The sequence below is a fragment of the Rhizobium leguminosarum genome, assembly GCF_010668065.1.
Taxonomy (GTDB): Bacteria; Pseudomonadota; Alphaproteobacteria; order Rhizobiales; family Rhizobiaceae; genus Rhizobium; species Rhizobium leguminosarum_S.
The window spans coordinates 283,510-296,149 of record NZ_WUEN01000006.1 but is presented as its reverse complement, the minus strand read 5'-3'; the positions used below and the strand labels follow the sequence as shown (position 1 = coordinate 296,149).

Genomic DNA, 12,640 nt, shown 5'->3' with positions numbered 1-12,640 from the left:
GTTGACGTAGTTCGTAGCGAATGAGTAGGGGGTGACATGACAGGAATGCGACTTCGTTTGTTTGCGGGAATACTGTGGTGTTTCACCGCCACAGCAGGAATGGCCGGCACACTGGTACTCGACGGGGAAGTCAAGCCTCCCATGGAAATCACCGACGCCCAGTTCAAGAACCTTCCGCATGTCGACCTCGAAGTGAAGGGACAGGATGGGACAATCTACAAATATTCCGGCGTGGAACTGGGTAGGATTCTGGCGTTAGCTAACGTTCCAATAAAGGCTCAGTTGAGGGGCAATGATATCGATAAATTCATTGTGGCGTTGGGAGCGGATGGCTTTGGCGCAGTCTTTTCGCTGCCCGAGTTTGACACCGGACGATTCATTGTTGCCGACGAGGTGGACGGTAAACCGCTGGCGGCTTCAGACGGCCCCCTTCAGGTAATTTCTCCGGATGACGCTCGCCGGTCGCGATGGGTAAAGCAGCTCAATCGCATAACCGTTCGCAAGGCTCTTCCATAAGCAGCCGGCGTTCGGTCTCACGGCTGGAACGCGACCGCGGCGTCTGCGGTGATTTTTCAGCGACGTTTTCATCATCGTGACAAGCCTGCAAATATTGCGGCGCCGTCGGACTGGGTCTTTGGCTATACTCGGCCCGCACCGCGTCCCCAGGCCGCTGAGGCTGGTCGGTCTCAATAAGTCCAGCCTTTGTCAATAACGCAGCGCCGTTTGCGGCACGCGCCATCATCTCACCGCTCGTGCTGGAGTTCCTGCGCCGCTACCCTGACATGAATGTCGATATCGTTACCGAGGGCAAAATGGTCGATATCGTCAAGGACGGGTTCGATCTGGGCATCAGGGTCGAAGGCCTCGTTCCCAGCGATATGATTGCAGTTTCGCTCGGCAGGCCTTAGCGACACGCAGTGGTTGGGTCTACCGAGTATTTTGAGAAACATGGTAGGCCCGTGGTGCCTCCCGATCTTCTTAATCACAGTTGCGTTCGTGTTCGCCTACCAGACGGCTCCTTGTTTCGATGGCGGTTCGAAAAAGACGGCGAGCCGGTGCAGATAGACGTGCGGGGGCCAATCGCACTCGATGAGGCCAGCCTTACGCGGACTGCCGTGCTCGAAAGCGCCGGCGTGGGCTACCTCTTTGAACAGGACATTCTCTCGGACATAGAGGCGGGGCGGGTTATTCGTGTTCTGGAAGACTGGACGCCGCCGTATCCGGGACTTTGCCTATATTATCCCGGGCGCCGAAACCTCTCGGCCGGGGTCAGAGCGTCCTTGGCCGGCAGCCGGGTGAACCCCTCACGATATGCCCGTTAAACCCACTGCCTCGCCTTGACGGGAATCGAACCAGCGATTGCCAATGTGCATGGGTTGATCCATCCACTTTTGACTGAATTGTCCGGCGAGTTATCTTGTAATTCAACACACGTAGAGTTTTGTTTCCACTGCACGCTATTGGTACTTAGAAACATAATGCAGTAAATTCGGTCCCGAGCTCACTAAAGTCAGGCCCAATGCGGCCAAATCCGCACCGACTGCAGCGCAGGTTACAATCATTCCCAGCGTCACTGAGCTCGTAGGGTCTTGAGTCGGTTTAAGGCCCGCTGAAACCACTGAATCCCAGAAGAGGAATATCGCAGCGGGAATCGAATGCGTCGGCTCTTTCGGTACGCACGCAGTCGGTCTTGGTCATGAACGTTTGGCCCGGCACCTGTTGTGCGGTTTTATTGTTGTATGATGAGCATCCTTGCGCAAAGGACAAAGCAAGCGCCAGCGTCGCGATCCATCGTAGGGTCATGAAATTTCCTATCCTGGCTGTAAAAGCCCGAATGACGGGCGCGATTTTGTCGACTGCCACCAGACCTCCTGCGGGAATAGGGCGGTCTGGTGCGCGAGTGGCATATTGGCCATGCTCGCTCCGGCGTTAGAACGTGATGGGTTCGAGGCCGGCGATCATCTCTTCGCGGCGATCTCCAAACCAGGGCGGAAAGACCAGCGTCGAGCCGATTGCATCGGCCGGCTCGTCCTTGGCCCAGCCGCCCTCGACCGACCAGGCGAACTCAAACAGCGCGCCGCCGGGCGAACGCACATAGCAGGACTTGAAATAGTTGCGATCCTTCTGGTCGGACACGTCGGTGAACCCGAGCCCCTCGAGATGGGCCTTTAGCTTGAACTGGTGCTCTTCATTGCCCGTGTTGAGCGCGAGATGGTGGATCGTCCCGCCGGACAGCGTCCAGGTGCCCTGCGGCCCGGTCGGCTGATGCAGGACCTCGACCATGCTGGACGGTCCGCCATCATTCGGCACCGAGAACATCAGGCCCTCGTCGCTGTCGGCCTCTTTCTTCATACCCATCGCCACCGTCAGGAAGTCGTCCATGGAGGTCCGGTCGAAGACGGCGACGGCCGCACCATAAATTCCGCGTATGCCATGCGCCGGGCCGATACCTTGAGCTTCATTGGCAATCGGCGTGCGGCTGTCGGCCGGGCTCTCGGCAAGTTCGTGTTCGATTCCGCAAGGGTGGGTGAGCGCAACGCGCGTGATGCCAAAGCGGCTCGTCTTCTCGGCCGACATGCCGCGCTCGTTCAGCCGGTCGATCCAGTAGTCGGCGGATCCGACAGGAATAGAAAGCTGGATGATCTTCGACTGGTTGGTGCCGCGCTTGCCATAGATGCCAGGCTTCTTGAAGGGGAAGGTCGTGACAACGGTCGAAGGGTCGCCGTTCTTGGCGCCATAATAGAGATGATAGACCGGGATCACGCCGTCGAAGAGCACGGTACGCTTGATCGAGTGCAGGCCGAGCGTCTTGGTGTAAAAATCATAGTCTTCCTGCGCACCGTCGGTGCTCAGCGTGAGGTGATGGTAACCCGAGATGAATGACACTTTTCTCTTTCCCTACGTCTTAAGCGGACGGGAGTGCCAACCGCGATCGAATGCTTCGCTGGTTCCTCCCGTTTCCTTTTTCGTCGGGCGTGATTTCATTTGCATGTCTCATACAGCAAGAGATGATTTCAGACTTAACGGAACCTGGACTTGTTCCCGTCCCTATGCGGCCTCGACTACCAGTTTGCCGGAAGTCGAATGCCGCAAGAGTTCCTGTGTTATAGGAGGTCTGGAAACGGGGCGGCGGCAAGTCGCCACACTGGGGTTAAGAAGATGGCATCGAAGCGATTTACTGCAGTATTGCAACGCTTCGTTGCGACAATGACCGAACGCCTTGTCGCTGCTATCAGCACGTCAGACGTAGCAGTCGTCCGATCCTAACGATTGGGCGCATTTGTCCAAACAAGGCGCGATAGCTTCGGCGTCGCAAGAATTTCGTTGCGACGCCCGTAAGCCGCCCACTCGATCACAGGATCAGGCGTGACCAATGAATTACTTTGCCTGGCTTACAAAATCCGCGAAATCGCTGAGGTCATGATTGAAGCGGTCCGCCTCTTCAAGGAAAGGCGCGTGGCCCCAATCTTTCGTCTCTTTATCGCCGGGTTCAATTCTTTTGCGCGAGGAATGCTCGGTTGGGTGTTCACGAGGTCGCCTGAAACACGAAGCTCTGCGGGAGAATGTGCATTGCTTCGATGATTTGAAGATACCAGAGGCGTCCGGTTCGATGACCTCTTCGACGGGCAACCCGATTGCCCAAGGGAGCATCAGCTTCGTCCTCGGCATTGATGGCTGCAATGGCCGTTTCCAGGTCTTCCAGTGCCATGTCGAACTGGTCGGGATCGGTCTTCTCGGACCTGTGGATGCCGCACGCCACATAGACTCTGCGACTGGCTGGGGCGCCTGTGGCTCGCAACGTAGGCCGGCCCTCCCCGACGGAGCGGTTCGTGTCATCGGGACAGTTGGGACTGTCCCGATGACCGCGCTGGGTCTGCCACTACTTCTTCGCCGATGCGGCCTTCGCGGCCTCATCGATCGTGTCTGCGACGACTTTTGGCTGCGTCATGAACAGGGCGTGGCTTGCCGACACTTTGGTGACCTTCGCTTTGATGCGCTCTGCCATGTGGATCAGCATTGCCTGGTCGAATGCCTTGTCTTCAGTCGCGATGACTGCCCAGCTCGGCTTGGTGCGCCAGGCAGCGTTTTCAAGTTTCGTGCCGAACGCCGACATGTTGATCGGCACCTGCGCGTCCCTCATGAACGCAACATCGGCGTCACTGACATCGTGAGCGAAACCGGCCTTGAACTTTTCCGGGCTGACATAACCAAAACCATCCTTGGTGGTCTCGATGACGAATTCGGATGCGGGAGCAAATCCTTCGTATTGCTGAGCCGTCGTCTCGCCTGCATCGGGGGAGAGAGCGGAGACATAAACAAGCCCTGCGACCTTTGCATCCACACCAGCTTCCGTGATGACAGTGCCGCCCCACGAATGCCCGACCAGAATGACAGGACCGTCCTGCCGCTCCAGCGCACGTTTGGTGGCGGCAACGTCGTCGGCAAGAGAAGTCAGAGGATTTTGGACAATGGTGACGCGATAGCCGCGCTTCGTGAGGATGTCGTAGACACCCTTCCAGCCTGAGCCGTCTGCGAAAGCGCCATGAACGAGTACGACGTTTCTGACTGACTGGTTCTGAGGAATGAGATCAGCGGCACTTGTCGCAATTGCGGCAGACAATGCTGCGGCAGCTGCAATGGCAGCAACTGTGGTCGTGGTCTTGCGTGTCATGGCCGTCTCTCCTGAAGTTGCGATAACTATTATCGCGATATCTATAAATTGTCAGAGTTCAGATTTTACGTCAAGATAATTCTTATCGCGATATTTAATTTTGTTATTGCATAGGCTATATGAAGTTCGACAGGAGCTCAGAATGACCGAACGCCATAACGATCCACCTCCCCTGCACGACCAGTTGTGCTACGCAATCTATACGGCCGGCATCGCTATCCAGCGCGCCTACAAGCCTCTTCTCGACGAGTTGGGTCTGACCTACCCGCAGTATCTCGTGCTCAACGTGTTATGGAGTAGCGACGGACAAACGGTCGGCGCCATCGCCAACGCCCTTGCCTTGGAATCCAGCACGCTGACGCCGTTGCTAAAGCGGCTCGAGACATCTGGCCTGCTGCGCAGGACCAGAAACCTGAGCAACGAGCGGCAGGTGGTTATCGGGTTGACTGACAAAGGACGTGCCCTGCAGCACAAGGCACGCTGTCTCAGCGATACCTTGCTTGCAGCCTCGACCCAGACGCCGCAGGCATTGGCCACCCTGAACAGTGACGTCCGCCATCTTCGCAATGCCATTTATTCCCAGATCGGCGGGTGGGAAGCGCCCGCCTGATCAAAATGGTGCCGTGATATCAGACCGTCGGAACAGTGCCGCCGTCGATGACGAACTCGGCGCCGTGTATCGCGGCAGCGCGATCCGAGGCCAGGTAGGCGATGAGGTCGGCAACCTCATGTGGCTCGGCTGGACGCCCAATCGGGATACCGCCCAGGCTGTCAAGAACGACTTGCCGCGCCTCCTCGATCGTACCGCCATTGGCGGCCTGCTGCAGACGCTTCAGCAAGTCCTGGGATGACTCTGTCATGATCCAGCCGGGGGAAACGACATTGACCCGTACGCCTTTCGGCCCAAGCTCCTTGGAGATGGACTTGCTGTAAGTCTTAAGCGCGGCCTTGGCGGAGGCGTAGGCGGTGGTCGCCCCTGGCAGGGGAAGGACGGACTGAATGGAAGTGACGTGCACCACCGCGCCGCTACCCCGTGCGATCATCTGCGGGATCAGGAGACGATCAAGGCGGACCGTGGCCAGAAGGTTCAGGTTCAGTGGTGATCTTCGATATAGAAGCTAAGGATCAAAGCAGAGCGGAGCAATGGTCAAGCGCAGCAAACCCCGCAAATGACCTTAAGTCGGGATGCGTGTGCTGAAACGTCTCTCGTATTCGTATATCAACTCCTACGCGCAATCATATCAATGATATGAGTCAATCGCTCTTTGCGGAACGCCGACCTGATCCGACCATAGCGCTCAAGTTCCGCCAAGCCATGAAGGGTAGCCCAGAACGCTTCGGTCGCGACTTCAGCGTTGGCGCAAAACGGCTCGACGACCGCCATCATGGCCCCGAAGGTATCGCGCAAGGACTGAGGTGTATCGGACTTTGCAAACCGCAGACCACTCGGAAGGACGAACATCGCTTCGTACAAAGCTGGCCGCTCAAAGGCGAACCCCAAGTATGCCATAGCAACGTCTTCCATTGCTTCCGCGGGACTTGCGCCACGGCGGACCGATGCCCGCAGCGCCGGCGCGAGCTCTCCAAACCCTTCCAGAGCGACCGCCCCGACAATTGCGTCGCGGTTTTCGAAATGGGCGTACAGGACGGGCTGACTGTATTCGATCTCCTGAGCAAGGCGACGAACTGTCACCGAGGCCCAACCATCCTTTTCGGCAAGCATTCTTGCCGCGCCGATGATCCGCTGCTCTCGCTCCGCTTTCTCCCGCTCTTTGCGTTCACTAATGCCCATAACCTACCTTCGTCCGTTCCGAAGCTTCATAGCTGCATAAAACATCTAAGGCAACGGTTGACAAACTAGCATTGCTACATTTACTTATGATGCTACTGACATCGCCATACTGGCGGGTGTCACCGTTAGGATTGTTCAATGTTCAACTTCATATCGCTGTCAGTAAGCAATGTTGCGACGCTCCTGGCCGCCGCCGCATTTCTTCTGGGTGCTGTCATCAACGCGTCCGGCCGCAAGACGGTGAGGGAAGAGTTCGTTCGTTACGGATTTCCGTGGTGGTGGTGTCGGATCACCGCCATCTTGGAATTCCTGACGGCCGTTTTGCTGGTCTTGCGGCCAACCTTCGCAATCGGCGTGGCGCTTGGATCCTGCATCATGGTCGCCGCAATTATCGCTGTCATTCGGGCCGGCGATTACCGCCGTGTCCCGCCACCAACGGTGTTCCTGCTGCTTCTGATCACCGCAGCGTTCATCCAGTTCACATCATAGCACCGGCCCGGAACGGCCAGCTTCAATCATCACAACCAACAAATCCGAACCGCGCTGAATTTTATCGGCGAGGTGTACAACCACGACTTAAGGAACCAACCATGACCACATCGAATTCCGTCCCAAGCACTGTCATCGTCTACCATTCCGGCTACGGCCATACTCAACGCATGGCGCAGGCCGTCGCGGATGGTGCTGGCGCGACCCTCCTTGCAATTGACGCCGAGGGCAACCTTTCCGACGACGGCTGGGCGGCATTGGACACCGCCGACGCCATCATCTTCGGCTCGCCTACTTACATGGGCGGACCTAGCTGGCAATTTAAGAAATTTGCTGATGCATCCTCAAAGCCGTGGTTTTCCGCGAAGTGGCAAGACAAGGTCTTTGGCGGCTTCACCAACAGCGCCAGCCTCAATGGCGATAAGCTAAACACGCTGCAATACTTTGTCCTTCTTTCCGGGCAGCATGGTGGCCTATGGGTGAGCTTGGGCATCAAGCCATCGAACGTGAAAGCGTCCAAGCGCGACGATGCGAACCGCATGGGATCATATATCGGGCCGATGGCGCAATCCGACGCTGATGCAGCCCCGAATGAAATGTCTGTGGGCGACCTCGAAACAGCGCGTCTTTACGGGGTCCGGGTCATGAGCGTCGCTCGGCAGTACAAATCAACGCAGGGCCAATAACAAGGATTGTCGACCCGCCACTGATGTGGATGACCTCTGGCAGGAGCGAGACGAGGGTGAAGACCTGGCTGGAGGCCAAGACTAAGCGGTTGGTGGAACGAAGCGCCCGGACACAAGAGACAGCGGGACGTGGCTTCCGGATGGAAATCATTGTCAATCTTTCCAAGCCGAAAGTCATCACTTTCTTCTTGAGTCTTTACGCCGTCACCATGCCCGTAGAAGCACCGCTCTGGACAAAACTTGCGGTGCTGCTGGGTGGCTTCCTACTTGAGATCGATTGGTATGGACTCGTTATCCTGCTCTTCTCTACCCCGCCGGCTCGTGCCGCATACGATCGCGCCGGCCATTGTATTGAAAGAGCGGTCGATACCGCCCTCACTGTATTCGGCCTGAAACTGATTTCAGAAAAGCTTCTGTCTCGCCGAACGCGCTAACGCAAAAGGTGCTCTGACTGCTCGCCGAGTGTCCAAATCTGTGAGCGCCCGTCCAAGTATGGGTCGAGTGATCGGGCGCCGCTTGTCCGTGATCTGCCTTCGATAGGGTAGGCCCGATCAATACACGAGGAGGGCGCTGTTTAAACGACGACCTGCCCTATCGCGGTCAGATCACCTGCCCGCCGGAGACTTCGATGCGCTGCGCGGTGATCCAGCGGTTATCTGGACCGAGAAGGCTGGCGACCATCGGCCCGATATCGTCGGGAACACCGACCCGCCCCAGAGCGGTCATTGCGGCGAAATGCTGGTTGAGGTCCGGCATGTCGCGCACCGCGCCGCCGAGGAAGTCGGTCTCGATGGCGCCCGGCGCCACCGTATTGGCGGTAATGCCGCGCCCTGCCAGCTCCTTCGCCATATAGAGGGTCAGGATCTCGACGGCGCCCTTGGCGGCGGAGTATGCCGAGAAGCCAGCAGCCGAGACGCGCGTCAGGCCCGATGAGAAATTGACGATGCGTCCGCCGTCGCTAAGCAGCGGCAGGAGCATCTGCGTCAGGAAGAACACACCCTTCACATGGGTGTTGAAGAGTGCATCGAACTGCGCTTCGGTTGTTTCAGCGAAGCTCGCCATCTCGCCCTGGCCCGCATTGTTCACCAGATGGTCGAACGTATTGCGGTTCCACGTTGCCGACAGGGCCTGCCCGACAGCACCGGCAAATGCCTCGAACGAGGAAACATCCGTCACGTCGAGCTGCAGGGCCACCGCCTTGCGACCAAGAGCCTCAATCTCGGCTACGACGGCCTTTGCCTGTTCGGCGCCATTTCGGTAGGTGACGATGACATCGCCGCCATGGCGGGCAATGCTGATTGCGGTGTTGCGGCCGAGCCCGCGGCTCCCGCCTGTGACGATGGAAATTGTGTTCATATCTAATCTCCTGTGTTCTGGGGAATGAGTTGGTGACAGAGACGTTATGGCATTTGTCGCGACCGTGCTGTTGCCGGATCCTCGGCAAGGCTTGCCTAATTCTCCAAGACGCCTCGGAATCGGGTCTTGAGGATCTGATCGACCATCCGCGATGCAGAACCCAGGTAATTGGCGGGATCGGTGAGTGACCGGAGACGCTCGCGTCCAAGCGGGACCACCACGTCCTGTACCTCCACCAGCACATCAAAGAGCGACCTTTCCGTTTCCACCGCGTGGCGGCAGGCGGCATAAACGAGATCATGGGCCGTCTGGCGACCGGTGAAGGGAGCGAGCGCCATCATGACCGCTTCGGCGACGATCAGACCTCTGGATAACCCAAGGTTTTTCAGCATCCTGTCCGGATGGACGACAAGACCTGAAAGCATGAAGCTGGCCTGGACGAGTGCACCGGAGGTCAGCCCGAAGCTCTCCGGGATCGCCGCCCATTCGACGTGCCATGCGCCGGTGGCGCGCTCGAAGTCATGAACCATCGCGTCGAGCATCAGGCCCGCATGCTGTCTGACCATCTTGGCAGCGGCAATGATCAACTCGCAGGAGACCGGATTTCGCTTCTGCGGCATGGTACTGGAGGCGCCGCGATGACGCGTATAGGGCTCCGACACCTCGCCCAGCTCCGTGGTCATCATGACCGAGACGTCGAAGGCGATCTTGGCAAGGCTGCCGCAGACAAGCGCCAACAGCTGCACGGCCTCCGCCATGCCGTCACGCGCCGAATGCCAGGTGATCGTTGGCGCTGCGAGACCAAGGATTTTTGCCAGCTCTGCCTGGACCGCAAGGCCCTCTTCGCCAAGCGAGGCAAGTGTTCCCGACGCGCCGGAGAACTGCACGATGAGGACGCGCGGGCGCAACTGCGCCAGACGTTCGTGATGCCGTTCGAGCGCGCTTAGCCAGACGGCTGCCTTGTAGCCGAATGTGATCGGCAGTGCATGTTGCAAATGAGTGCGTCCGGCCATAGGCGTATCCCGATGCTCAGCTGCAAGGCTGTGTAATGCATCAATGGTGTCCACAAGCCGCCGCTCGATCAGGACAAGCGCCGCGCGGATCTGGAGGACGGTTGCCGTGTCCATGATATCCTGGGTCGTCGCGCCCCAGTGGAGGTAGCGCCCCGCCTCGCCGCAAGCGTCGGCGAGTTGTTCGACGATCGGCAAGATCGGATAGCCGACAAGCTCGGTCTCGCGCATGAGGCGGGACTGGTCGAAACGGATCGTCCGAGCCGCAACAGCGATCGTCTGAGCCGCAGCTTTCGAGACTATGCCGAGGCGGGCCTGTGCCTTTGCAAGGGCAACTTCGGTTTCGACGCAGCGGCTGACGAAGGCGTCGCTATCGAACAGCGCACGCATGTCGGCATCGACAAAGCTGCCGCCGAACACAGGGGAGTCGATGAGGGAAAGACTGCTCATGGCGGTCTCCGGTTGGTGCCTTAGGAGAAGCGGGATGGTCGACGAGAGTCATGGTTCGGCTCCTTTCGGAGGAATCGGTATCGACCCTCGTTTCCGATGGCCCGCGCTAGACGATGTTCACGTGCTTGGTGATCGTGTAGGGCTCAAGAATTTCGATACCGCCCTCGGTGCCGATACCGCTGTCCTTCCAGCCTCCAAGTGGGGCCTCCGGCAAGTGCGTAAGACTGCTGTTGACCGACACTGCGCCGTATTGAAGCGCATCCACCAGACGGCGCTGACGCTTGCCGTCATGGGTGAACACGTAGGAAGACAGGCCAAACTCAAGGCCGTTCGCAGCTTCAAGCATTGCCGCCTCATCCCTGAACGGCAGGATAGGAGCAACCGGGCCGAAGGGCTCCTCCTGAAGGAGGGCCGCCTCGTCAGAGACGTTCGTCAGAACCGTGGGTGCGTAGAAGTAGCCACGATTTCCGATACGATCGCCGCCGGCAAGGATTCGCGCATCCCGGTCCCGAGCGTCGTCAACCAGGCGAGCGATAGCCTCCAAACGGCGCTCGTTGGCGAGAGGACCAACCTCGGTGGCGGGATCCATGCCGTCTCCTACTTTCAGATTTGCCGCGACTTCCGCAAAGCGGGCGGTGAATCTTTCGGCAATGCTTTCCTCGACAAAAAAGCGGGAGGGGCAGAGGCAGATCTGGCCTGTATTGGTGAACTTGGCGCGGGCCAGCAGTTCCGCCGTCGCCTCCGGATCCACATCGCTGCAGACAACAACAGGCGCATGACCACCGAGCTCCATTGTCACCGGCTTCATATGGCGGCCTGCCGCTGCGGCAAGGCGTTTGCCGATCGGGATCGAGCCTGTGAAGGTGATCTTGGAGATGACGGGCGACTCAATCAGCTGTGTTGACACCTGATTGGCGTCGCCGAACACAACGGCGAGAGCTGACGGGTGGACGCCCGCGTCCAGCAGAGCCTCGCCCAGGGCCAACACGCAGCCCGGTGTCTCCTGGGACGGCTTGCAGATGATGGCGCATCCGGCGGCGAGCGCACCGGCAAACTTCTTCGCAGCAAGCGCCATCGGAAAATTCCAGGGCGTGAGTGCCACGACAACCCCGATCGGATGCGGCTGAACCTCGATGCGCTGGTCCGCCTGTCGGCCCGGAACAATCCTACCGGCGATCCGGCGGGCCTGTTCCCCGCCCCATTCGATGAAGTCGGCTGCGCGATAAACCTCGTCGCGCGCCTGAGCGAGGATCTTGCCTTGTTCCAGCGTCAGCATCTCGGCGATACGGCCGGCATCGCGCCGGATGATCCCGGCGGCATCTTTCAGGATACGTCCGCGCTCCCATGGCGGCACTGCCTGCCAGGATTGGAGCCCGCCGCGGGCAGTTTCTATTGCCTCTGCAATATCGGCCGGCGCCCCATAAGCCACCTTGCCGATGCTCTCGCCCGTCGCCGGATTGATGACGTCAACTGCGACACCTTCTGAACCTTCGCGGCTCTTGCCGTTGACCAGGAGCTGGAATTTGCTGCTCATGGCGATCTCCTTTTGTAACTACCGGCCCGGATGACGTGCCCCTGCGCTCAGTTCTGAAGGGCAGCGACAATCGCCCGGTTGAAGGCAGGGATATCGGAGGGCATGCGGCTGGTAATGATGTTGCCGTCCACAACGACCTCCTCGTCGACTACGGTAGCACCCGCATTCTTCAGGTCGGTGCGGATCGAGTACCAAGCCGTGGTTCGACGGCCGCGCAGGACATCGGCTTCCACCAGCAGCCAGGGGCCATGGCAGATGGATGCGACAGGCTTGCCTGCGGCGACGAAGTCCCTGACCAAGGAAATGGCCTTCGGATCGAGCCGCAGTTTGTCGGGATTGATCACACCGCCCGGCAGCACGAGTGCGTCGAACTGATCCGCCTCGACATCGGCGATCACCCGGTCAGGCGTTATCGTCTCCTCAGAAAGATCAGAGTTGCCGGTTTCCGCATCGTAGATGCAGCCCCGGATCGGCTCACGGTTTGGAGATGCAAGCGTGACCGTGGCGCCAGCATCGAGCAGTGCCGAACGAGGGCTGTAGAGTTCGGCATCCTCAAAGCCATCGGTGGCCAGGATCAGGATACGGCTGTTTGCAATATTGGTCATGACGGTCTCCTCGGTTAAACAGCGGACGCCACATCGGCTCCATCTG

At 58.8% G+C, this 12,640-nt stretch carries 14 protein-coding genes and 2 pseudogenes; 6 read left to right on the top strand and 10 right to left on the bottom strand.

Annotated features, from left to right (window positions below):
- Positions 1-141: 141 nt before the first annotated feature.
- Both GR198_RS19460 and GR198_RS19455 read left to right on the top strand, forming a co-directional pair.
- Positions 142-516 carry a molybdopterin-dependent oxidoreductase gene (locus GR198_RS19460; RefSeq protein ID WP_164069415.1) on the top strand — a complete coding sequence of 125 codons (375 nt, stop codon included), beginning with the start codon at positions 142-144 and terminating at the stop codon, positions 514-516.
- 194 nt (positions 517-710) lie between these two features.
- Positions 711-1,322 (top strand): annotated as a pseudogene (locus GR198_RS19455) (LysR substrate-binding domain-containing protein); the annotation flags it as partial.
- A 277-nt stretch (positions 1,323-1,599) separates the two neighbouring features.
- Here the strand turns inward: GR198_RS19455 and GR198_RS19450 are convergent.
- The 4 genes from GR198_RS19450 to GR198_RS19435 all read right to left on the bottom strand — a co-directional run bounded on the left by GR198_RS19450 (position 1,600) and on the right by GR198_RS19435 (position 4,672).
- Complete coding sequence (locus GR198_RS19450; RefSeq protein ID WP_130788581.1) at positions 1,600-1,863, bottom strand: hypothetical protein; 264 nt, start codon at positions 1,861-1,863, stop codon at positions 1,600-1,602.
- Positions 1,864-1,929: 66 nt separating this feature from the next.
- Positions 1,930-2,886 (bottom strand): VOC family protein, encoded by a 957-nt coding sequence (locus GR198_RS19445; protein ID WP_130788580.1) that lies wholly within the window; start codon positions 2,884-2,886, stop codon positions 1,930-1,932.
- A 640-nt stretch (positions 2,887-3,526) separates the two neighbouring features.
- Positions 3,527-3,709 carry a hypothetical protein gene (locus GR198_RS35915; protein ID WP_164023864.1) on the bottom strand — a complete coding sequence of 61 codons (183 nt, stop codon included), beginning with the start codon at positions 3,707-3,709 and terminating at the stop codon, positions 3,527-3,529.
- A gap of 171 nt (positions 3,710-3,880) precedes the next feature.
- Positions 3,881-4,672 carry an alpha/beta fold hydrolase gene (locus GR198_RS19435; protein WP_130788578.1) on the bottom strand — a complete coding sequence of 264 codons (792 nt, stop codon included), beginning with the start codon at positions 4,670-4,672 and terminating at the stop codon, positions 3,881-3,883.
- 142 nt (positions 4,673-4,814) lie between these two features.
- Here GR198_RS19435 and GR198_RS19430 point away from each other — a divergent pair, with 142 nt between their 5' ends.
- On the top strand, positions 4,815-5,282 hold the full coding sequence (locus GR198_RS19430; RefSeq protein ID WP_164069414.1) for a MarR family winged helix-turn-helix transcriptional regulator: 468 nt from the start codon (positions 4,815-4,817) through the stop codon (positions 5,280-5,282).
- 19 nt (positions 5,283-5,301) lie between these two features.
- Here the strand turns inward: GR198_RS19430 and GR198_RS19425 are convergent.
- Together GR198_RS19425 and GR198_RS19420 are read right to left on the bottom strand one after the other, a co-directional pair.
- A pseudogene (locus GR198_RS19425) lies at positions 5,302-5,769 on the bottom strand (oxidoreductase); the annotation flags it as partial.
- Between the two features lie 122 nt (positions 5,770-5,891).
- Positions 5,892-6,464 carry a TetR/AcrR family transcriptional regulator gene (locus tag GR198_RS19420; protein WP_164069413.1) on the bottom strand — a complete coding sequence of 191 codons (573 nt, stop codon included), beginning with the start codon at positions 6,462-6,464 and terminating at the stop codon, positions 5,892-5,894.
- A gap of 138 nt (positions 6,465-6,602) precedes the next feature.
- On the opposite strand from GR198_RS19420, the gene GR198_RS19415 reads away from it, so the two are divergent.
- The 3 genes from GR198_RS19415 to GR198_RS19405 all read left to right on the top strand — a co-directional run bounded on the left by GR198_RS19415 (position 6,603) and on the right by GR198_RS19405 (position 8,073).
- Positions 6,603-6,953, top strand: a complete 351-nt coding sequence (locus GR198_RS19415) for a DoxX family protein (protein WP_164023896.1) — start codon at positions 6,603-6,605, stop codon at positions 6,951-6,953.
- 101 nt (positions 6,954-7,054) lie between these two features.
- On the top strand, positions 7,055-7,639 hold the full coding sequence (locus GR198_RS19410; protein ID WP_164069412.1) for a flavodoxin family protein: 585 nt from the start codon (positions 7,055-7,057) through the stop codon (positions 7,637-7,639).
- A gap of 56 nt (positions 7,640-7,695) precedes the next feature.
- Complete coding sequence (locus GR198_RS19405; RefSeq protein ID WP_164069411.1) at positions 7,696-8,073, top strand: LysE family translocator; 378 nt, start codon at positions 7,696-7,698, stop codon at positions 8,071-8,073.
- 166 nt (positions 8,074-8,239) lie between these two features.
- Here GR198_RS19405 and GR198_RS19400 read toward each other — a convergent pair whose 3' ends face one another.
- From GR198_RS19400 to GR198_RS19385, 4 genes are all read right to left on the bottom strand, one after another.
- A complete protein-coding gene (locus GR198_RS19400) occupies positions 8,240-8,995 on the bottom strand; it encodes an SDR family NAD(P)-dependent oxidoreductase (protein WP_164023898.1) in 756 nt (251 codons plus the stop codon).
- Between the two features lie 95 nt (positions 8,996-9,090).
- Entirely contained in the window at positions 9,091-10,455 is a 1,365-nt protein-coding gene (locus GR198_RS19395; protein ID WP_164069410.1) for a class-II fumarase/aspartase family protein, read from the bottom strand.
- A 106-nt stretch (positions 10,456-10,561) separates the two neighbouring features.
- Entirely contained in the window at positions 10,562-11,989 is a 1,428-nt protein-coding gene (locus GR198_RS19390) for an NAD-dependent succinate-semialdehyde dehydrogenase (RefSeq protein ID WP_164023900.1), read from the bottom strand.
- A 47-nt stretch (positions 11,990-12,036) separates the two neighbouring features.
- Positions 12,037-12,594: a type 1 glutamine amidotransferase domain-containing protein gene (locus GR198_RS19385; protein ID WP_164069409.1), complete on the bottom strand. Its 558-nt coding sequence runs from the start codon at positions 12,592-12,594 to the stop codon at positions 12,037-12,039.
- Positions 12,595-12,640: the final 46 nt, after the last annotated feature.